The organism is Halomonas sp. CnH100-B, assembly GCF_024124605.1.
GTDB lineage: Bacteria > Pseudomonadota > Gammaproteobacteria > Pseudomonadales > Halomonadaceae > Vreelandella.
This window is the reverse complement of record NZ_JAMXRX010000005.1, coordinates 65641-87166: the sequence shown is the minus strand read 5'-3', so window position 1 is coordinate 87166 and position 21526 is coordinate 65641. Positions and strand designations below refer to the sequence as shown.

Annotated in this window: 20 protein-coding genes; 15 read left to right on the top strand and 5 right to left on the bottom strand. The window is 59.3% G+C overall.

Features of this window, described 5'->3' with window-relative positions; translation table 11 throughout:
- Positions 1 to 16: 16 nt before the first annotated feature.
- The 12 genes from asd to NH398_RS12640 all read left to right on the top strand — a co-directional run bounded on the left by asd (position 17) and on the right by NH398_RS12640 (position 13829).
- Complete coding sequence (gene asd, locus NH398_RS12695) at positions 17 to 1129, top strand: aspartate-semialdehyde dehydrogenase (RefSeq protein WP_253018841.1); 1113 nt, start codon at positions 17 to 19, stop codon at positions 1127 to 1129.
- A gap of 259 nt (positions 1130 to 1388) precedes the next feature.
- Positions 1389 to 3461, top strand: coding sequence for a FimV/HubP family polar landmark protein (locus tag NH398_RS12690; RefSeq protein WP_253018840.1), 2073 nt, complete (start codon positions 1389 to 1391; stop codon positions 3459 to 3461).
- Between the two features lie 9 nt (positions 3462 to 3470).
- A complete protein-coding gene (gene truA, locus NH398_RS12685; protein WP_253018839.1) occupies positions 3471 to 4409 on the top strand; it encodes a tRNA pseudouridine(38-40) synthase TruA in 939 nt (312 codons plus the stop codon).
- Positions 4406 to 5041 (top strand): phosphoribosylanthranilate isomerase, encoded by a 636-nt coding sequence (locus tag NH398_RS12680; protein WP_253018838.1) that lies wholly within the window; start codon positions 4406 to 4408, stop codon positions 5039 to 5041. Before truA ends, NH398_RS12680 begins: the two co-directional genes overlap by 4 nt.
- A gap of 101 nt (positions 5042 to 5142) precedes the next feature.
- A complete protein-coding gene (trpB, locus tag NH398_RS12675) occupies positions 5143 to 6381 on the top strand; it encodes a tryptophan synthase subunit beta (RefSeq protein WP_159341950.1) in 1239 nt (412 codons plus the stop codon).
- An 8-nt stretch (positions 6382 to 6389) separates the two neighbouring features.
- Positions 6390 to 7193: a tryptophan synthase subunit alpha gene (gene trpA, locus NH398_RS12670; RefSeq protein ID WP_159341951.1), complete on the top strand. Its 804-nt coding sequence runs from the start codon at positions 6390 to 6392 to the stop codon at positions 7191 to 7193.
- A gap of 92 nt (positions 7194 to 7285) precedes the next feature.
- Complete coding sequence (gene accD, locus NH398_RS12665; RefSeq protein WP_159341952.1) at positions 7286 to 8296, top strand: acetyl-CoA carboxylase, carboxyltransferase subunit beta; 1011 nt, start codon at positions 7286 to 7288, stop codon at positions 8294 to 8296.
- Positions 8289 to 9581, top strand: a complete 1293-nt coding sequence (folC, locus tag NH398_RS12660) for a bifunctional tetrahydrofolate synthase/dihydrofolate synthase (RefSeq protein WP_253018837.1) — start codon at positions 8289 to 8291, stop codon at positions 9579 to 9581. Before accD ends, folC begins: the two co-directional genes overlap by 8 nt.
- A gap of 17 nt (positions 9582 to 9598) precedes the next feature.
- Entirely contained in the window at positions 9599 to 10297 is a 699-nt protein-coding gene (locus NH398_RS12655) for an SPOR domain-containing protein (RefSeq protein WP_253018836.1), read from the top strand.
- A gap of 2 nt (positions 10298 to 10299) precedes the next feature.
- Positions 10300 to 10890 (top strand): CvpA family protein, encoded by a 591-nt coding sequence (locus NH398_RS12650; RefSeq protein ID WP_159341955.1) that lies wholly within the window; start codon positions 10300 to 10302, stop codon positions 10888 to 10890.
- Between the two features lie 113 nt (positions 10891 to 11003).
- Entirely contained in the window at positions 11004 to 12524 is a 1521-nt protein-coding gene (gene purF / locus NH398_RS12645; protein ID WP_159341956.1) for an amidophosphoribosyltransferase, read from the top strand.
- 105 nt (positions 12525 to 12629) lie between these two features.
- Complete coding sequence (locus tag NH398_RS12640; RefSeq protein WP_159341957.1) at positions 12630 to 13829, top strand: O-succinylhomoserine sulfhydrylase; 1200 nt, start codon at positions 12630 to 12632, stop codon at positions 13827 to 13829.
- A 72-nt stretch (positions 13830 to 13901) separates the two neighbouring features.
- On the opposite strand, the gene NH398_RS12635 is transcribed toward NH398_RS12640, so the two are convergent.
- Positions 13902 to 14180 carry a hypothetical protein gene (locus NH398_RS12635; RefSeq protein ID WP_159341958.1) on the bottom strand — a complete coding sequence of 93 codons (279 nt, stop codon included), beginning with the start codon at positions 14178 to 14180 and terminating at the stop codon, positions 13902 to 13904.
- A 334-nt stretch (positions 14181 to 14514) separates the two neighbouring features.
- Here NH398_RS12635 and NH398_RS12630 point away from each other — a divergent pair, with 334 nt between their 5' ends.
- From NH398_RS12630 to NH398_RS12620, 3 genes are all read left to right on the top strand, one after another.
- Positions 14515 to 15072 (top strand): cytochrome b, encoded by a 558-nt coding sequence (locus tag NH398_RS12630; RefSeq protein WP_253018835.1) that lies wholly within the window; start codon positions 14515 to 14517, stop codon positions 15070 to 15072.
- A gap of 84 nt (positions 15073 to 15156) precedes the next feature.
- The gene (locus tag NH398_RS12625; RefSeq protein ID WP_159341960.1) at positions 15157 to 15741 is read left to right on the top strand and encodes a YceI family protein; all 585 of its coding nucleotides are present in this window, start codon (positions 15157 to 15159) and stop codon (positions 15739 to 15741) included.
- Between the two features lie 91 nt (positions 15742 to 15832).
- Entirely contained in the window at positions 15833 to 17179 is a 1347-nt protein-coding gene (locus NH398_RS12620) for an MATE family efflux transporter (RefSeq protein WP_253018834.1), read from the top strand.
- A gap of 1 nt (position 17180) precedes the next feature.
- Here NH398_RS12620 and NH398_RS12615 read toward each other — a convergent pair whose 3' ends face one another.
- The 4 genes from NH398_RS12615 to NH398_RS12600 all read right to left on the bottom strand — a co-directional run bounded on the left by NH398_RS12615 (position 17181) and on the right by NH398_RS12600 (position 21375).
- Positions 17181 to 18665: an NCS2 family permease gene (locus tag NH398_RS12615; RefSeq protein WP_159341961.1), complete on the bottom strand. Its 1485-nt coding sequence runs from the start codon at positions 18663 to 18665 to the stop codon at positions 17181 to 17183.
- Positions 18666 to 18904: 239 nt separating this feature from the next.
- Positions 18905 to 20095: an amino acid aminotransferase gene (locus tag NH398_RS12610; protein WP_253018833.1), complete on the bottom strand. Its 1191-nt coding sequence runs from the start codon at positions 20093 to 20095 to the stop codon at positions 18905 to 18907.
- A complete protein-coding gene (locus tag NH398_RS12605) occupies positions 20096 to 20434 on the bottom strand; it encodes a 4a-hydroxytetrahydrobiopterin dehydratase (protein WP_159341963.1) in 339 nt (112 codons plus the stop codon).
- A gap of 29 nt (positions 20435 to 20463) precedes the next feature.
- Complete coding sequence (locus NH398_RS12600) at positions 20464 to 21375, bottom strand: GGDEF domain-containing protein (protein WP_159341964.1); 912 nt, start codon at positions 21373 to 21375, stop codon at positions 20464 to 20466.
- Positions 21376 to 21526: the final 151 nt, after the last annotated feature.

Genomic DNA, 21526 nt, shown 5'->3' with positions numbered 1-21526 from the left:
AGTTGGAGGACTTCACATGTTGAAAGTCGGTTTCGTGGGATGGCGTGGCATGGTTGGCTCGGTGCTGATGCAGCGCATGCAGGAAGAGGGTGATTTCAACGGCATCGAGCCGATCTTTTTCACCACTTCTCAAGTCGGCCAGCCGGGCCCCGACATCGGCGTGGACGTGCCTCCGCTGAAAGATGCGTTTGCGCTAGACGACTTGAAAGCCCTGGACGTCATCGTGACCTGCCAAGGCGGCGACTACACCAAGAAAGTCTACGGCGACCTGCGTAACGACGGCTGGAAAGGCTACTGGATCGATGCCGCCAGCACCCTGCGCATGGAAGATGAGGCCACCATCGTCCTCGATCCGGTGAACCGTAAGGTGATCGACGCGCAGCTTGCCAAAGGCGCGAAAACATTTGTGGGCGGCAACTGCACCGTTAGCCTGATGTTGATGGGCTTGGGCGGCCTGTTTGAAGCCGATATGGTCGAGTGGATGACCTCCATGACGTATCAGGCTGCGTCGGGCTCCGGTGCCAAGCACATGCGCGAGCTGCTCAACCAGATGGGCCAACTGCGTGACAGCGTGTCCAGCGAGCTGGCCGACCCGGCGAGCGCGATTCTGGACATCGACCGCAAAGTGACGGCGGCCATGCGCGGTGGCGACTTCCCCACCGATAACTTCGCCGCGCCGCTGGCTGGCAGCCTGCTTCCGTGGATCGACACCAAACTGGATAACGGCCAAAGCCGCGAAGAGTGGAAGGGTAGCGTCGAGACCAACAAGATTCTGGGTCTCGAAAACAACCCGATCCCCATCGATGGCCTTTGCGTGCGTATCGGTGCCATGCGCTCGCACAGCCAGGCGTTCACCATCAAGCTGAAGCAAGATGTGCCGCTGGATGAGATCGAAGAGCGCATCGCCAAGCATAACGAGTGGGTCAAGCTCATCCCCAACGAGAAAGACGCCACCATTGCGGGTCTAACGCCTGCAGCCGCCACGGGCACGCTGCAAGTGCCGGTAGGCCGCCTGCGCAAGCTGAAAATGGGCGGTGAATACCTTTCAGCGTTCAGCGTGGGTGACCAGCTGCTGTGGGGGGCCGCTGAGCCGCTCAAGCGCATGCTGAAAATTCTGCGCGAGAAGTAAGTCGTCGCGCCATCGGTGCCGCTTATGACGCGGATGACCGAGCGCTAGACACAGCGCTAGACAAAAAAAGGGGAAGCTGTTCGCAGCTTCCCCTTTTTTTGCGCTGATGCAAGTGGCTAAGCCGCGTACTCATTCAAAGGGATGCGTTGAAGATGGCGTCATGGTAAATACGTTATGATAAGAACGAACTAACATATCTCATGGCAGAAAAGAGTGATCTTGCCATGGGGCAAGGGAATCGCAGGCAGTAGGGGCCGACATGAATAAAAAGCTGGCATGGTTGTTGTGGCTGCCGCTGAGCGCCGTGAGTCCGCTGGCGCTGGCCGTAGGGCTGGGGCAAGCCACCGTGAACTCACCGTTGCAAGCGCCGTTAGATGCCAGTGTACCGCTCGTGGAGGCTGCCGATGTGTCGCTGGACGACGTACGTGTAACCATTGCTGACCCCTCCGCCTTCAGCGCGTTGGGATTGGAGTGGACCCCTCTCGCCGCGAGCGTGCGCACCGAGCTTCAACGCCTGCCCTCAGGCGCGCGACTGGTACTCCGTTCCGATCAAGCCGTCAACGAGCCGTGGTTGGACCTGTTGATCACCATCACGACGCCAAACGGGCGGCGCACGGAAGCGCTGACGCTTCTATTCGACCCACCCAACTATGCCGCCAGCCCGTCGCCTGCGGCGGTGTCCTCATCGTCGGTTTCCTCGGCCTCTTCGTCTGCACCGTCAGCGGCGACGACCCGGCCCGCCAGCGCCGCCCGTGACATCGCCTATGTGGCCAGCGGTGACACGCTTTGGGGCGTGGCAGCCCGTATCAAACCTGCGGACGTCAGCGTTCAGCAGATGATGGTGGCGCTGGTCGAGGCGAATCCGTCGGCGTTCCCCACCGGCAACGTCGACGACATGCGTGCAGGCCAGACACTCGCCGTGCCCAGCCGAGAGCAGTTGATGGCGCGCTCGCCAGCCCAAGCCGCCCAAGCGATTCAGTCGATGCGCTCGTCATCTAGCGCGCCCTCTGCAGCAGAGCCCTCGACCAATGCCTTGGCACCTGAGTCGGCACCAGAGACGGCCAGCGACGTGTCGGCTTCTACATCTACGCCGCCCGACGCTGCCTCTGCCGACGGCGCGCCTGTGGCGACCGTGCAAGAGGGCGAGCTTGCTGGGTTGACCCTCAACGATCTAGCCGAGCAGCTGTTGGAAAGCCAGGCCATGCTGCAAACCGTGCTCGACGAGCGCGAGGCGATGCGTGCCGAGATGGCAGCGCTACGCCAGGAAGTCGCCTCGTTGACCGAGGCGCTCAATGCGTCTCAGCAGGAGACCCGACGAGCGCTGGCGGCGGCAGAAGCCCGTGCGATAGACCCCAGCTCGACCGACATCGACACCCAAACGGCCTCGGCGCCTGCCACCTTGGAGACGCCCTCTAACGCCGCCAGCACTGGCGTGATCGAACGTTTGGAGCAGTATCAGTGGCCGCTTGCCAGCGTGGCCCTGGCCCTGCTGCTTGGTGCCTTGGTGTGGTCGCGTAAGCGCCGTGAGCGCCAGTGGGAGGATGCGCCCACGCCCGCAGGCATGGGCGCCGCCGAGATGACGCCCCCCAAGCGCACCGAGCCGAGCGCGTCTTCGTCTGCCGCCTCACCGGCGCAGCCGGTGGCGCCCGAGGCGTCGCTGTATACGCCGCCGCTCACCGAGAGTGCTGTGCCGCCGAGTCACGAGGAAACGTCTCCCTCTGAAGAAGCAAGCGCGCCTGAGCGCCGCGAGTCCCCCGCAGCCGACGACACGAGTGACGACGTCGACAGTGAGGAACTCGCCAGCGCCGTGCGTGATGACTCGCAACGAGAAGCGCAGCGTGAAGACGCCAGCGATGAGTATGACGCAGGTGATCACGAGACGGGCGACCGGGAACTAGGGTACGCCGATGAGAATGACGACTTCTACTATGCCGTCAAGCATGACGAGGACGACGAGGGTGAGGACTCCGCCGTCTCGGAAGAGGACGAAGCCGCACTGGAAGCCGCGTTTCTAGAAACGCCCGAGCCGGTAGAGGAAGCGTCGCTTAGCGCGCCGATGCAGGAGCGCGATGAGGCACCGCTATCAGCGTCTCCCCAGGTGCCGCCACAGGATGACGATCGTGCGCACTACATCGACTATCATCCGCCGTCGCTGACTAGTGAGGCGTCAGCCGACGAGGAGGGAGCGGAGAGCCACGCGGGAGCGAGTCGGACACAGGAGGGCAGTATGGCGCGCCCAGGTCGCGTACCCGAAGAGGAGTGGGAGATTGAAGAGGTGGCATTCGAGCCGCGACGTCGGGATAATAGCGAACCTTCAAAACTCTCCAAATGACGTGGCTCGATGACGCTGTTCTACCACTTTGATGAGACACAACCGCTGGCGGGCCGTTTGGCGATGGGCGTGGAGTACGATGGCTCTCGCTTCTGCGGCTTCCAGCGATTAAAGCATGCGGCCTCGGTTCAGCAGGCCATCGAGGATGCCCTGACCAAAGTGGCCGGCGCACCGGTGCGTATTCACGCCAGCGGACGCACCGACTCCGGTGTTCACGCCACCCGCCAGGTGATTCACTTCGACCCGCCGGTGCAGCGCACTGAGAAAGCGTGGATTTTTGGTGCCAACACCAATCTGCCCAGAGACGTGGCGGTACGCTGGGTGAAGCCGGTATCCGACGACTTTCATTCGCGCCTGGGTGCGCTGGCGCGTCGCTATCGCTATATCTTCTTGAACCAAATCAGTCGTCCGGTCTTGGAACGCGCCAATGTGACTTGGTGCCGTGACCCGCTGGACGCCGACGCCATGCACCGCGCAGCCCAAGCGTTGGTGGGCGAGCATGACTTCAGCAGCTTTCGGGCGGCCGGGTGTCAATCGAAGACCCCATGGCGGCAGATGCACTTCGTGGAAGTGAAACGTTACGGCCCGCTGGTGGTCATCGATATTCAAGGCAACGCCTTTTTGCACCATATGATTCGTAACATCGCCGGTGCTCTTGCAAGTGTGGGCCGTGGTGCGCAGGATGAAGGCCACATCGCGCGCCTGCTGGCGCTGAAAAATCGCCGTAAAGGGGATGTCACCGCGCCCGCTTGCGGTCTGCATTTCGTCGACTCTCTTTACGACGAGCGTTTCGAGCTGCCCAAAGAGCCGCTAGGCCCGAACTTGCTGGCCTTTACCGGCGAGTGGACCGGCGAGCGCGTGCTGCCCGACAGCCCGCGAGTGACCGCACGTCGGCAGCTCACCTTCTCTAAACAAGCCAACCCCCAGCAGCAGGAGACGTCTTCATGACGCCTAACGTGACGCGCACACGCATCAAGTTTTGCGGGCTAACGCGACAAGCGGATGTGGCTCAAGCCGTCGCGCTGGGGGTCGATGCACTGGGCTTCGTCATGTGGCCCAACAGCCGCCGCAGCGTCACGCCGGACACCCTGGCAGCGCTGGCCGCCCAGGTGCCTGCCTTCGTGACGCGAGTCGGGCTCTTCGTCGACCAACCCGTCGAGTTCATCGAGCAGTGCCTGCCGCACTTGGATCTGATCCAGTTTCATGGCGATGAGTCGCCGGCATTCTGCGAGCAGTTTGGACGGCCCTGGATCAAAGCACTGCGAATGCGCGACGGGCTTGATTTACACGACGCCGCCACGATCTATGAAGGTGCACAAGCGCTGCTATTGGATGCCTATCGACCTGGCGTGCCGGGCGGAACTGGCGAGACCTTTGATTGGTCTAGAATCCCCGCAACCCTGGCAAAACCTGTTATTCTCGCGGGTGGGCTGACCGCCGACAACATCGCGGCTGCAGTGACCCAAGTTGCACCGTATGCGGTTGATGTGTCAGGTGGTATCGAGGCATCCCCCGGTGTGAAAGCGGCCGAGTCGATGGCCGCTTTTGTTCGCAACGTGACGCAGGCCTCCATCCGTTAGACGCGCCTGCGTGCACGCCCTGTTCGATGCGCCGCCCACCTTGGCGTGGGCGGGCCCGACACTTATTCATTCATTTGCCTTTTCTGGCGATCTTGTGAGGTATGCCTGTGACCGTCTCAGCAACTGAAACCAAGTTCAGCGACCTGACCCGAATGCCGGATGCCCGTGGTCATTTTGGGCCCTACGGCGGCCGGTTCGTGTCAGAAACCCTTAGCTTTGCCCTGGAAGAGCTGGAGCAGATTTACCTCAGCTTGCGCGACGATCCGGATTTCCAAGCCGAGTTCGACCGTGACCTGGCTTACTACGTGGGTCGACCGTCGCCGCTGTATCACGCCAAACGCTGGTCAGCGTCGCTGGGTGGCGCGCAAATTTGGCTGAAGCGCGAAGACCTCAACCACACCGGCGCTCACAAGGTAAACAACACCATTGGTCAGGCGCTGTTGGCGAAAAAAACCGGTAAGCCTCGCGTCATCGCAGAGACCGGTGCAGGTCAGCACGGCGTGGCTACCGCCACCGTCGCCGCGCGCCTCGGCTTGGAGTGTGACGTGTACATGGGGGCGGAAGACGTGCAGCGTCAGAAGCTCAACGTTTACCGTATGCGCCTGCTGGGTGCACGGGTCATTCCGGTGGAGTCGGGGACGCGGACGCTCAAAGACGCGATGAACGAAGCCCTGCGTGACTGGGTGACGAACGTCGACAACACCTTTTACATCATTGGCACCGTGGCGGGGCCGCACCCGTATCCGCAGCTGGTGCGCGATTTCAACGCCGTGGTGGGCCGCGAAGCGCGCCGTCAGTCGCTGGAACAAATCGGCCGCTTACCCGATGCGCTGATCGCCTGTGTTGGCGGTGGTTCCAATGCGCTGGGGCTGTTCTACCCGTTCGTCGAGGATGACGCCGTGGCGATGTACGGCGTGGAAGCCGGTGGCGATGGGGTCGAGACGGGCCGTCACGCCGCGCCGCTGTCATCGAACGCGCCGCGCGGCGTGCTGCACGGCAATCGGACGTATTTGATGTCCGACGAAGCCGGGCAGGTCTCGGACACTCACTCCATTTCGGCGGGCCTGGATTATCCCGGCGTTGGCCCCGAGCACTCGCTATGGAAAGACGTGGGCCGGGTGCACTACGTTGCCGCCAACGATAAAGAAGTGCTGGAAGCGTTCCGGGAATTGACCCACATGGAGGGCATCATGCCCGCGCTGGAGTCGGCCCATGCGTTGGCCCATGCCAAGGTGCTGGCCCCCACCATGCGTCCGGATCAGCATATCGTGGTGAACCTCTCAGGTCGTGGTGATAAAGACATCATGACCGTTGCGAAAATCGACGGCATCGAGTTTTAAGGGCGAGCATGAATCGTATTGACCAGCGTTTTTCAGAATTGAAGCAGCAGGGCCGCAAAGCCCTGATTCCTTACATCACTGCAGGCGATCCAGCACCGCAGTACACAGTGGGCTTCATGCATGCCCTGGTCGAGGCGGGTGCCGACGTGATCGAGCTAGGCGTGCCGTTCTCCGACCCCATGGCCGATGGCCCGGTGATTCAGAAAGCCTGCGAGCGGGCGCTGAAACAGGGCACCCGATTAGTCGATCTGCTGGACATGGTGGCCGAATTCCGCCAAACCGACACCACGACGCCCATCGTCTTGATGGGCTATCTCAACCCCATCGAGCGCATCGGTTACGAAGTGTTTGCCGACAAGGCCGCAAGCGTTGGGGTGGATGGCGTGCTGGTGGTGGATATGCCGCCTGAAGAGGCCGAAGAGTTCGGTCCGCTGTTGAAAGCCCGGGACTTGGCTGCGATTTTCCTGGTTGCGCCTACCACTTCCCACGCCCGTGCCGCTACAATATGCGCCCACGGTGAGGGCTACCTTTACTATGTTTCGCTGAAAGGCGTCACCGGTGCGGCCACGTTGAACGCTGAAGACGTGGCCGAGCACCTTGCGCCGCTGCGGGATATGACCGATTTACCGCTTTGCGTTGGGTTTGGTATTCGCGACGGTGTGACGGCTGCCGAGGTGGCGAAAGTCGCCGACGGCGTGATCGTGGGCAGCGCATTGGTGAACCGTATTGCTGATAGCGTCGACGCCCCTGAAACGATTGCCGGGCAGTTAAAAAGCGTGCTGGCAGAAATGCGCACCGCGATGGACGCCTAAGCGCGTTCCCTCATCGTCTACACTGATTTGATTGACGACACTCATCAGGCTTGGCGTGGCCAAGCCTTGACGTACACGGAAGCCTTTTTGATATGAGCTGGTTAGACAAGATCGTGCCCTCCATGGGGCGTATCCAGCGTAAAGACCGTCGTGCCAGCGTGCCCGACGGTCTCTGGCGTAAATGTCCCAAGTGTGAAGCCGTTCTCTACCTGCCTGAATTAGAGAAGCATCACAGCGTATGCCCCAAATGTGAGCACCACTTACGCCTGACGGCGCGCAAACGCTTGGACTGGTTCCTGGATAAACAGGGGCGCGAAGAGATCGCGGCAGAGATCGAGCCGAACGATCGCCTCAAGTTCCGCGACTCCAAGAAGTACAAGGATCGTCTGACGGCGGCGCAAAAAGAGACCGGCGAAAAAGACGCGCTGGTAGCAATGCGTGGCGAGCTGGATGGGTTGCCGGTCGTTGCCGTGGCGTTCGAGTTCACCTTCATGGGCGGCTCCATGGGCGCCGTCGTGGGCGAGAAATTCGTTCGCGCGGCGACCATCGCATTGGAAGAGGGCATTCCGCTGGTCTGCTTTGCAGCGTCAGGCGGCGCGCGCATGCAAGAAGCGCTGTTCTCGCTGATGCAGATGGCAAAAACGTCGGCGGCGCTCGAGAAGCTCAAGCAGGCAGGCGTTCCTTATATTTCAGTCTTGACCGATCCTGTATTTGGCGGCGTATCGGCCTCTTTGGCGATGCTGGGCGACTTGAACATTGCCGAGCCCAATGCGCTGATTGGTTTCGCGGGCCCCCGAGTCATCGAGCAGACCGTCCGTGAAACTCTGCCAGAAGGTTTCCAGCGCAGCGAGTTCTTGCTGGAGCATGGCACGGTCGACATGATCGTTCATCGTCATGACATGCGTGAGCGAGTAGGCGGTGTGCTGCGTAAATTGACGCACCACAGCGCTAACCCCTCGAAAGGCGAGCAGCCGGACGCCGAGGTTATCGAGCCGGTCGTCAACGAAGAACCGTTGGCAGACGCGTTCGAGTCACCGGCTAGCGGTGGGGCCAAAGCGGACGTACGCGCTGCACCGAGCGATGACGCGTCTCGCAATGCCTAACACGTTAGCGGAATGGCTTCATCACCTGGAAACCCTGCATCCCGTAGGGATCGATATGGGGTTGGAACGCGTCTCTTTAGTGGCCAAACGCATGGGGCTGCTGGATCGCCCCATTGCCAAACGGGTCATCACGGTGGCGGGTACCAATGGCAAGGGTTCGACCCTTGCCATGATCGATTCGCTGGCGCGTGCACACGGCTGGCGTACGGGCACCTACACCTCTCCTCATCTGTTGCGCTACAACGAGCGCGTCACGCTCGAAGGTCGTGAAGCCAGCGATAAACGCTTGGTAGAGGGCTTTCAGCAGGTAGAAAACGCCCGCCTGCAAGCGCCTGTCGTCAGCTTGACTTACTTCGAAGCCGGCACGCTCTGTGCGTTGTGGTGCTTGGCTCAGGCCGAGTTGGACCTGGCCGTGCTGGAAGTGGGGTTGGGCGGTCGTCTGGACGCGGTAAATATCATCGATGCAGACGTGGCGATCGTCACGACCATTGCCTTGGATCATGCCAACTTTCTCGGTACTGATATAGAGCAGATTGGGCGTGAGAAAGCGGGGATTTTTCGCCCGCTCAAACCGGCAGTGCTCGGAAGTCAGGCGCTACCTGCCAGCGTGTTGGATTCCGCGATTGGTATCGCAGCTCAAACCTATGCACTGGGAGCCGCGTTTAGCCACAGCGCTGGCGACGTGGCAGGCGCGACCTGGTGTTGGCATGGTTTGGCGGCAGATGGCGCTACGCTCTCGTTGGATGGCCTGCCAGATCCAGGTTTGCCGATCGATAATGCCGCCACGGCGCTGCAAGCGCTGTCGCTGGCCGGTGTCGTTCTCAAGGTCGATACCGTGCGCAAGTCGCTTCGGACGGTCACGCTATCCGGGCGCATGCAGTGGGTGGGCCAGTGGTGTCTGGACGTGGGCCATAACCCTCATGCCGCGCAGTACGTCGCTAGGCGCTTACCGGCACCGCCCAAGGGCGGTCGGCAGTGGGCGATCATCGGCATGTTGAATGACAAGGATGCCGACGGCGTCATTCAAGCCCTACTGCCCAGAGTGACCGACTGGGTGTGCGTGAGCCTTGACGGGGAGCGTGGCCGCACCGCAGCGGAGCTAGCCGAACGTATTACGTCGCTCGGCGGACACGTGTATGATTGCGCCGACTCCCCCGCGGCGGGAGCTGCCAAGCTGGCCAAGCAGCTCACCCCCGAGGACCGCGTGCTGGCCACTGGCTCGTTCTTTACGGTCGCTGAGTTGCTGGCGATGCCGCTGCCGCAAGCCACATTGCGAGCGCGCTAAGCTTGATGGAGAGGGATATGAAATACGGTAAAACGGAACGCATTAGTGGCATCGTGATACTGCTGGCGCTGCTGGCCATTGTTGTTCCATGGCTAATGAGTGATCCTGCGCCGCGTGAAGAGCGCCCTCAGCCGACCTTTGTCATCGAGCAGCCCGTGGATGTCGTCCGTCAGGACGTGCCCGCACCGGAAATGCCTGAATCCATCTCGACGCCCGCTCCCTCCGACCCCGTCGAGACAGACGAAGCGCTCGAAGAGCCGATTGACGAGATGCCTCGTGCACCGCAAACCGATCAGGTCGTGCGCGCCGAAGCGTCGTCGACTCAAGAGGCTCCTTCCGAATCGATGTCCTCGTCACCAGCGCCGGAACCTGCCTCTCCACCGCAAGATGACCCCATCGCTGCGCTGGTGGCCGCCAATGAGAGTCGTAATAGCAGCAGCGGCAATAGCAGCAGTAGTGCTTCTTCCGGTCCGGCCGCTCAGCAGCAAGGGGAGTGGGCCGTTCAGGTAGGCAGCTTTGGCGATACCGCCAATGCCCAACGCATCAGCGACCAGCTCAGTGGCGAAGGATTCAGTGTCTTTCAGCGGGCCAGAGACAACAACCTGACTACCGTACTCGTTGGCCCTTATGCCACCTCCGAAGATGGCGAGGCAGCCATGGCCCTGATCAAGCAGCGGATCAATGTCCAGGGCCTGCTTGTGCGAGTTAGAGATTGACCATGGCCTTGACCTGGATTGATGCACTGTTTCTAGCGGTTCTGGGGCTGTCCATGCTGGCAGGGTTCGTGCGTGGTTTCGTACGCGAATCGTTGGGGCTGGCCGCTTGGGTGGTGGCGCTGATGGTAGCTCGCGTGCTGGCTGAGCCCGTCGCCGAGCTAATGAGTGGCTTTATCGATAGCTTCGATGCCCGCTTGGTGTTGGCGTTCGTCCTGGTGATTTTTGCCGTCATCTTGTTATGTGGCATCGTCATTCGCGTGGTGCATGCGGCCGTCGAGTGGGTCGGCATGGGGTTGTTGAACCGGTTTGCGGGCGCTGCGTTTGGTATCGCACGAGGGGCGGTCATTCTTCTGGTAGCGACGGTTCTTATTACCTTGACGCCCCTGGCAGAACTCCAGGCGTGGCAACAGGCCTCGCTGAGGCCTACCTTCGTCGAGCTACGCGACTGGGCGGTTAGTCAGCTCGACCAGTGGGAGCGTGAATTACCAACGCCCCCAGAGTCACTGCGCGATATTTCGCTGCCCGAGCTGCGTCGTGCGCAGCCAACGCTACCCACCAGTGGCGCTCCGGAGGTGGAGACGGACGCGCAGTAGGGCGTTGCTTGAAAATTCTTCGCTGGCGCCGGGTCACGGCGCCAGTGTTTGTCAGTTAGATGAACGTACGGGCTTGCGTCCGTAAGCCATGGTATCAAAGCGAGGTAACTGGAATGTGCGGTATAGTAGGCCTTCTGGCCAAGCAGGCGGTAAATCAGGGAATCTACGATGCCCTGACCGTACTTCAGCATCGGGGCCAGGACGCTGCCGGCATGATGACTTGGAGCGAGGGACGCTTCCTACTGCGCAAGAGTAACGGCTTGGTCCGTGACGTCTTCCACACTCGCCACATGGCACGCCTCAAGGGCAATTTAGGGATTGGGCACGTTCGTTATCCCACGGCTGGTTCCTCCAGTGAGGCGGAGTCGCAGCCTTTCTACGTCAACTCGCCTTACGGCATCGCGCTGGCTCACAACGGCAACCTGACCAACTCCGAGCAGTTGAAGCAGGAGCTGTTCTCCACCGACCTTCGTCATATCAATACTAGCTCTGATTCCGAGGTGCTGCTGAACGTGTTTGCCCACGAACTGGGCAAGCAGGGGCTGCACCTGGAAGCAGAAGATATCTTCGATGCGGTTCGTAGAGTGCACCGGCGCTGCAAAGGCGGCTACGCGGCGGTCGCGATCATCAATGGCTTTGGCATGGTAGCGTTCCGTGATCCCCACGGTATCCGTCCGGTGGTCTTCGGTACCCGTCAAGACGCCGATGGCCAAGAGGTCATGATTGCTTCTGAATCCGTGGCGTTGGATGTCGGTGGCTTCGAACTCGAACGCGATCTGGCTCCCGGCGAGGCGATTTTCGTCGACATGCAGGGGCAAGTGCACACCCAGGTGTGTGCGGATCGCCCGCAGCTGCGCTCGTGCATTTTCGAGCACGTGTATCTCGCCCGTCCCGACTCCATTCTGGACGGTGCCTACGTGTACGGCACCCGCATGCAGATGGGGCGCAAGCTGGGTGACCGTATTTTGAACGAGTGGCCGGACCACGATATCGATGTGGTCATTCCCATCCCCGATACCTCGCGAACCTCGGCACTGGAGATGGCGCAACATCTCGGCGTGACCTACCGCGAAGGCTTTATGAAGAACCGCTACATTGGCCGTACCTTCATCATGCCGGGCCAGACCCAGCGTAAAAAATCGGTGCGCCAAAAGCTGAACGCCATCGATGTAGAGTTCAAGGGCAAGAACGTTCTGCTAGTGGACGACTCCATCGTGCGCGGCACCACCTGCAAGCAGATCATTCAGATGGCGCGGGATGCCGGTGCGCGTAAGGTCTACTTTGCTTCCGCTGCGCCGCCCGTGCGCTATCCCAACGTGTATGGGATCGACATGCCAGCAGCTTCCGAGCTGATTGCCCATGGTCGTACCGAGGACGAAGTGGGGCAGTTGATTGGTGCAGACCGCATTTTCTATCAAGATCTAGAAGACTTGAAAGACGCCTGTCGGGAGGTCAACCCAGACATGGAGGCCTTCGACTGCTCGGTGTTCGATGGCAACTACGTGACAGGCGACATCGACGACGCGTATCTCGCCGTTCTAGAGGCCAGCCGTAACGATGCGGCAAAAGATCAGAGCGCGGGTGACCACGCCTTGGTCGATATGCATAATCAAGACGATGATCTGGACGATTGAGCGTCGACGCCTGCGGTGCGGTTCGCCCGCAGGCGTTATGCCTAAGTTTTTTGCACATTGAATGTGCAGCTTTTTGATATCGCGGTTGGAATAAGGGGCTCTGCCATGCACGACGATAGCCATCAGGATGAGTGGTCGCTGGAAACGCTCGCCATTCGGGCGGGGCATCACCGCACGTTCGAGCAAGAACACGCGGAGCCGATTTTCCCCACGTCGAGCTTTGTGTACGAAAGTGCTGCCGAGGCGGCGCGCAAGTTTGGCGGAAAAGAGCCAGGCAACGTGTATTCACGCTTCACCAACCCGACCGTTCACACCTTTGAGCGTCGTTTAGCAGCACTGGAAGGCGGCGAGCGCTGTGTGGCCACCAGCTCCGGTATGTCGGCGATTCTTTCGACGGCGCTGGCGTTGCTATCGGCGGGAGATGAAATCGTAGCTTCCCGCTCTCTCTTTGGCTCTACGGTCAGCCTGTTCGATAAGTATTTGGGTAAGTTCGGAATCACCACACGCTATGTGGAACTGTCCAATCTGGCTGCTTGGGAGGAGGCAATCAGCCCCAAGACCAAGCTGATGTTTGCCGAAACCCCCTCTAACCCGCTTTCTGAAGTGGCAGATATCCCGGCCCTAGCAGCGCTTGCCAAACGCAGTGGTGCGCTGCTTGCCATCGATAACTGCTTTTTGACCCCCGCTCTGCAGCAGCCAATCGCGCTGGGTGCCGATTTGGTCATTCACTCTGCGACCAAGTACCTGGACGGACAGGGGCGCGCCGTGGGTGGCGCGGTCGTCGGTAAGCACGATGTGTTAGAGGAAGTCTTCGGGGTGGTGCGTACCTGCGGGCCCTGCATGAGTCCGTTCAACGCGTGGATTTTCACCAAAGGGTTGGAAACGTTGTCGCTGCGTATGAAAGCGCACTGTGACAATGCACTGACGCTTGCGCGCTGGCTCGATCAACATCCGGCGGTGAACCGCGTCTATTACAGTGGGTTGGAAGCCCATCCTCAGCATGCGCTGGCGAAACAGCAGCAGCAGGGCTTTGGCGCGGTGTTGGGGTTCGAAGTCACAGGAGGGCAAGAGGGTGCGTGGCAGGTCATTGATGCCACCCGTATGCTTTCCATCACGGGTAACCTGGGTGATGTTAAAACCACCATCACCCATCCGGCGACGACCACCCATGGCCGTCTTTCAGACGCTCAGAAAGAGGCAGCAGGCATTGCGCCGGGTCTCATTCGCGTAGCGGTAGGACTAGAGAGTCAAGAGGACATCCAGCGGGACTTGGCTCGTGGCTTGGATGCGCTAGCGGCGCGCTGAGGTTGCAAGGCGTGTCTCAATAAAAAACCCACCTGCCGGTGGGTTTTTTTTACCTAATTACCTAAGCGATGCTTAGGAAGCATTGCGATGCGGCAGGTCAGACTGTGCGATCTGACTGTCGCCACGGTTGGCAGACGTCGCTTCGGAGTGAGGCTCGGAGACACGGTTTTTGGCAGCGTCGCCGTTTACCAGTGTCAGGTCTGCAGGCGTCATCTTCAGGCTGTCAGCGCTGTGATGGACCGAGGAGCTAGCATGAACGATCTCATTGAGTTCCGCAGAGCCTTGCTCAGCGAGCGCGGCAGTGGAGGTCAACGTCATGGCAATAGCAGAAATAAGGGTCAATTTTTTCATGTGTCATACTCTCTATAGATAATGAAACGTGTTCTTTGACGTGGTGACGTGTCGTGTCAGAACGTGCGCTAATAATAAGCGCGCTAAACAAATTGTAAAATTGATTAAAATTGCTGGTTTTGTTCGTTTTTTTAAACTTTCGTCTAAGGTGCAAAATGTTGGCGTATCGATGCGCTTTCGTGAGGAAGGGGGCAAGCCGTTAGCGACGTAACCAATGGTTTTTACGAACGATGTATTCTGCTTTTTTCAGCAGAGTTTTGGCCGGTGAGACGGTATGCTCTTAACCAAACGAGCGGGCAGCCACTTGCGAGCAGTTTTATACGGGGAATCAAGGATGTTGCGGAACACGCGCAGCGGTTGGGGTGTCATTAGTATTCTTTTTCACTGGCTCAGCGCCTTGACGATCATTGGATTGTTCATACTGGGCTGGTGGATGACCGGGTTGGGTTACTACGATCCGTGGTACAACCAAGGGCCATGGGTTCACCGCTCGATCGGTATTTTGTTATTACTGGCGACCATAGGCCGATTGGCGTGGCGTTTCTCGCAACCCACGCCTGCGGCAGAGGGTCGTCGTTTTGAACGGCTGGCCACCCATCTGGGGCATATTGCGCTCTACGTTTTATTACTGCTGGTTTTGACCAGCGGCTATTTGATTTCCACCGCCAACGGGCGCGGCATCAGCGTATTCGACTGGTTTGAAGTACCTGCAGTGCTATACGACTTGCCCAACCAATCCAGTTTGGCCGGTGAGGTTCATTGGTACAGCGCACTTGCGCTCATGGTGCTGGCGGGTGGTCATGCGGTGATCGCATTGGTGCATCACTACCGTTATCGCCATGCCACGTTACGCAGGATGATGAATCCGCGTTATAGCAAGACAGGTCATTGAGATATTCGACACTTTTTGAACGCTGTTACGGCATGAAGTGACTTTGCTGGCAGTGCCCATAAGGAAAGAAAGGAGATGGACGTTATGATGAAGAAAAGCGTAATGGCAGCAGCGGTCGCGGCAGCTGCGCTGGTTCCCCTGAGCCAAGCACAGGCCGCTGATTATCAAATTGATACGGAAGGCCAGCACGCCTTCGTTCAATTCAAAATTAACCACCTAGGCTTTTCCTACATTCTAGGTAGCTTCGAAGAGTTCGACGGCCAGTTCTCCTACGACGCTGATGACCTAGCCGCGTCTTCCGTTGAGATGGAAGTACAGGTAGATAGCCTGAACAGCAACCATGCAGAGCGTGATCGTCACATCCTGAGCGGTGATTTCCTGAACGCCAGCGAATATCCCACGGCGACTTTCACGTCGACCGGTTTCGAACCAACGGGCGACAACGAAGGCGTCGTCACGGGTGAGTTGACGCTGCACGGCCAAACGCAAGAGATCGAGATGCCGGTCACGCTAATGGGCGAAGGTGAAGACCCCTGGGGCAATTACCGCGCAGGCTTCGAGGGCAGCACGATGCTGACCTTGGGCGATTTCGGTATCGACATGAGCGATTTTCCGGAAGCCATGCATGAAGTCGAGCTTTACGTGACGTTCGAAGGTATTCGCCAGTAAGCGATACCGGTCCAGAACGCCGCCACCTTCACGGGTGGTGGCGTTTTTTGCGTTTAGTCTTTCTAGTTTTGTGACGCTAAGGAGTCCGTTTTTGGCAGCTGTCATGCAACAACGCGAGTTGGCGATAACCCTATGGCGGCAAACGTGGCCAATGGCCATTGGTGTGCTGGCGCTATTGGGTTTTCAGCTTGTGGACAGTGCGTTTATCGCACGTTTGGGCACTGCGCCGCTGGCGGCTCAGTCGTTTACGTTTCCGCTATCGTTTTTGATTATCGGCATCCAGGTGGGAATGGGAATCGCCATTGCCGCGCTGATCTCTAGAGCGCTGGGCGCAGAGGAGCACGCCAGAGCCAAACGGCTCTCCTGCCTGGTGCTCATGGCCGGTGGGGCGGTCATTGCGTGTTTGGGTCTCGTGTTATGGTGGTTACAGGTGCCGCTGTTTCAATTGCTAGGCGCGGACGACACGGCGTTGGCCTACATTCGCGCTTACTGGGGGCCACAGCTTTTGGCTGCGTGGCTAGGTGCCGTGCTCTATTTCATGTACAGCGTCTTCCGTGCTCATGGGGATACCCGTATGCCGGGGAAGATGATGGTCGTCAGTAGCCTCGTCAACCTGGCACTGGATCCGCTGTTCATTTTTGGTGTAGGTGGTTGGGACGGCTGGGGCCTGCCAGGCGCGGCTTGGGCGACTGCAGTGGCATTTTCTGTGGGGTTGCTGCTGACGGGGCGAAAGCTGCATCGAAGTCAGTGGGCCACCACCGACGGCATTGGCCGGGAAGCGAAACGCTCGTGGCGACCGTTCATGGGTATTGCGGCGCCGGCCATGGTCAGCCAATTGATGCCACCTTTGGCCGCCATGCTGGCGATTGCCGCCGTAGCGGGCTTAGGGGATACCCAAGTAGCGGCATGGGGGTTGGCGAGTCGTCTTGAGACGCTGTCACTGATGGTGATTCTTGCCATGACCATGTCGCTGCCACCCTGGTTGGGGCGCTGCTACGGCGCGGGCGACTGGGGGCAAATTCAACGGCTGCTTCGTTTGGCGCTGAAAGTGGCCGTGATTTGGCAGTTGAGCCTGGGAGTCCTGCTTGCATTGGCATCGCCTTGGGTGGCGATGGCGCTGGCGGGTAATCCCGAGGTGCAGAGTGAGCTAGCGCTGCTGATCCGTTTCCTGCTGCCCAGCTACGCAGCACTGGGAGTGTGCATGCTGGTGGTGTCGGCAGGTAATGCGCTGGGCTGGCCGCTGCGGGCCATGCTGCTGTCGAGCGCACGGCTGTTCATCTGCTACTTGCCCTGCCTATGGTTGGGCGCGCAGCTATTTGGCTGGACAGGCCTGGCCGCAGGCGCTGCCATAGGTAATTTGCTGGCTGGATTGACGGCGTGGTTCGTGTTGAAGCGCATTCTCTCCCGCCCGCATCGGCAGGCGGGAGTTTCGCATTGAATCAGCGCTTATGAGGGGCTTCTTGAAACGAGAAGTAGACGAACAGTAACGCCATCGCCAAATAGCCCATGACGAACTCCGGCGCGGCGTTGAAGGCCAGTTTGGGGGCATGCATCAAACCGACGAACGAGAAGCCTGCGGCAATTACGGCGAAGGCCGCTGCTCGGCGAAATTGATGGTCGATCACCGAAACGGTCATGGCACCCAGGAAGATGGCCATGAACATGGCGCCTTGGCCCATTACGACGATGGCGCTGGAAATGTCGCTCACCACTTCGCCCGCTCCTCGGTTGAAACGGGTCATGACGTAGTTGGCGAAGTAGGGCAGCATGGCCAGCGCAATGGCTGGGTAGTAGCGTGTGTCGTTGGCTTGGAACGCCGTTGCAATCATCGACATGCCGACGAAGACCAAAATCGGAGCGACGACGGAGACGGGGATGATGGCGGCCAGCGCAGCAATGAGCCCGAACATGGTCGCTAGTGCGTAAACCGCCCCGTTGAGCAGGCTGTAGCCGCGCCCTGCGCCCATCCATTTCGCGCCCACCGTGGCGATATATACCGTCGTAGGAAACACGCCGCCAAACAACGCGCCGATCATGGTGCCTGCACCATCCACTGCCTGGCACTCGCGCACGTCGTACTTGTCGCCAGCGGCCTCCATGGCTTCGACGTTGTTCATCGTCTCGATGGCGTTATAGAGCGTGATGGGCAGTACCACGGTCAACACGGCCAGCATGCCGGTGAACAGCAGGCCTAGCCCTTCGAACCAAGCAAGGTTGGGGAGTAGCGGATAAAAGCCGAGATGCGTGAACGCATCGCTGAAGCGTTCACTGCCAGCGTCGCCGATCAGATAGGCCATGGCCGTTCCCACCACGATGGCGAACAGCGATGTCGGTAGTTTGAAGGGCATGCTGACGCGGGCCACCAAGCCAACGATGATGATCCCTAGCACCAGCAGGCCAATGACCGGCATTTCCAACGTTTTGAACAGCATTTCACCGGCAATGAAGGTCAAGGCTACGCCTGCGACGGCGCCCAGCATGGCGGCACGGGGTAGGTGATACTGTACCCAGCGGCCGATGACGCTAATCACCGCTTCGATGGCGCCGCTGATGAAGCAGGCCGCTACGGCGACTTTCCATGCGAGTTCCGCATCGCCGGTGAGCTGTTTGGCAGGCAGGAGAACGCCAAACAGAAACACAAACATGACAGGGGTCGAAATGCCGTAGGAGAGCGCGGTGACGTCGCTACGGTTCTCTTTGCGTGCGAGCCTGGCGGCGCTCCAGGCGTAGTAGAAGTTACCGACCATCACCGCGACGGCGGCGCCGGGCAGCACCTGACCATAGACGATCGACGTGGGAAAACCCATCCCTAACATCGTAATCGCGATGATGACGAAGTTAGCGATATTGTTTTGAAAGAGCGCAAAGAATGCGTCGGTATCTTCCTTTTTGTACCACGGGTAGTGAGTGCCGGCAGCCGCCATGATATGCCTCTTGGTTATGGTGTGTTGTATACAAGGCTACGCTGAGTGTGCCGAAAGTTTGACTGATCGGTCAAGCGCTGCGTTGTATCGGACGCCGCACGGGCGCCCCAGGCTCTGGCGGCGAAGGCGCAATTGTACACAACCTTGGCCAAAGGGTTGATAACCTTATGGCTTTTCTTGTGGGTGACCAAAAAAAACGCCCAGGCGATGGCCTGGGCGCTGTGACGGCATGCGATGTATTAGTCGTTAACTGCCGCAATCGCTTTGGCGAGGTAGGGAAGGTTCTCGTGGGAGAAGCCTGCCACGTTGGCACGACCAGAGCGAACCATGTAGATGCCGAACTCGTCACGCAGACGGTCGACCTGTTCCGGCGTCAAGCCGGTGTAGGAGAACATGCCGCGCTGTTCGGCCACGCAAGCGTACTTTTCATCCAAGCCGTAGGGCTTCAAGGCTTCGACGAAGTCGCGGCGCAGCGTATTGATGCGGTCGCGCATTTCGGTCAGCTCTTCACGCCACAGGGCGGAAAGCTCGGCATCGTGCAGAATCTCGCTGACGATCGCACCGCCGTGAGCGGGCGGGTTGGAGTAGTTTTCACGCGCTACGATAGCCACCTGAGAGCGCACGTTCTCCATCTGCTCGGTGTTTTTGGCGACCAGGATCAAGCAGCCTGTGCGCTCGCAGTAAATACCGAAGTTTTTGGAGCAAGAACTGGTGATGATCACCTCATCCAGATTCTCGGCCAGTAGGCGAACGCCGTATGCGTCTTCGTCCAGGCCTTCTCCGAAACCTTGGTAAGCAAAGTCGATCAACGGCAGCAGCTGACGCTCTTTCAGCACGGCCATGACCTCTTGCCACTGCGACTGAGAAAGATCGAAGCCGGTAGGGTTGTGGCAGCAGGCGTGCAGCACCACGACATCGCCTTCAGGGATCTTTTTCAGCGCGGCCAGCATGCCTTCGAAGTCCAGACGGTTGTCCGCATCGACGTAGGGATACTTATGCAGCTCGATACCCGCTGACGTGAAAATGCCGTGGTGGTTCGGCCAAGTGGGGTCGCTCACCCAGATGCCTTTGCCCGGCAGCTGGCTGGCCACGAAGTCGGCCGCCAGGCGCAGGGCGCCGGTGCCGCCCGGTGATTGAGTGGCGCTGGCTCGCTTGGCGTCGAGCACCGGAGAGTTTGCCCCCAGTACCATGGGCAGCACGGCGTCGCCATAGGCGGGAGCGCCGTGGGAGCCGATGTAAGTCTTGGTGGTTTCATTCTTGAGCAGGCGAGCTTCTGCTTCCTTGACGGCACGCATGACCGGCGTGTTGCCAGCAGCGTCTCGATAAACACCGACACCCAGGTCGACTTTCTGCGGGTTGGTATCTTTTTTGAAAGCTTCGATCAGCCCGAGAATGGCGTCTCCAGGGACTCGCTCAATTTGCTCAAACATTTATTCGGCTACCTCGTCGGTTCTGGCGGCAAGAATGAAGTCGTTAAGATGCAGGCCGTTGATTTCATGGGACCACCAAGTGACGGTGGTTTTGCCCCATTCGGTGACCAATACAGGATGATGACCAGCCTGCTCTGCGACATCGCCCACCCGCTGGCTAAACGCTAGCGCGTCGGCAAAGTTACGAAACGTGAATTGTCTCGACAGCTTCATGATGCCATCGTGTTCGATAATCTGCCACTCTGGAAGTGCCTTGAGGTGCGCTTGGCATGCGTCATGAGTGAGCGGCATGGCGTTGCCGCTGCAAGGTTCGCACTGTGATTGCGCTAGCGATGTCATGGGAGTACCTCCGCGTTGAAGTCCTCTCTTCAGGGTAGAAGGCATACGCAGTCGCGACCAACCTCTTTGGCGCTGTAGAGCGCGCGATCGGCCCGCTCGATGAGACTCACCAGCGGTTCACCCAAGCGGTACTCCGCCACGCCGATACTCAGCGTGACCCTGCCCTGGCCGATACCGAAATCGTGCTCGGCGATGGTCTGACGTAAGCGGTCGGCAAGCTTATGGCATTGCTGTAGCGAAGTGAGCGGCAGCACTACCATAAACTCTTCGCCTCCTAGCCGGGCAATCATGTCTTCGCAGCGCAGCAGCGACTGCGCCAGGGTGGCCAGCTGCTTGAGTACGCTATCCCCTTGTAAATGTCCCCAGCGGTCGTTGAGCTGTTTGAAATGGTCGATATCGATCATCATGATCGACAGCGGCGTGCCGTGGCGAGTGCTCATCGAACTCAGATGATTGAGCTGACCCATCAGCTTGCGCCGGTTCGGCAGGTTGGTGAGCGGGTCGGTGTCGCACAGTTTGCGAAGCCGCTGCTCCTCGATGACCTGATCGGTAATGTCCATCATCAGCCCATTCCAACGTACCCCGGATTCGATGGGTTCCGGGTTGGCGCTCACCGCAATCCAGTGTGGCTTCTCTTTAGGAAAGGGCAGCCGAAAGCGCGTGTTGAGCGGCAGCATCCAGCGCGCGGAGCGCTCGATGGCCGACATCACCTTAGGGTGGTCGTGACCGGTGAGTTGTTCCAGCAGTAGGCTGGCATCTTCGGCGAGCTGCTGCCTATCGACGTACGCTAACGCCATGCCGCCACCCTCAAGATAGGGAAAGTTCATATGGCCGCTATGGGAGCGGTAGAACTGAAAAATGACCCCAGGAATACGGGGTACGAGACTATCGGCACTGGCGGGTATGCCGATAGAAGGTGCGGGTAGGTCATTCACGGGCATGCGTGAATCTCCGGTTTTTATGCCTGTTGTAAGTTAGCCGTGAAGATTAGCGGTAAAAGCGTAAACAATATGTAAGCTTTTGCTGACAATTTTGCGGTTTTTAATACTTTTTGGTCATTAAAAATCTTTTGTATATTCCATTTTCTCAGAT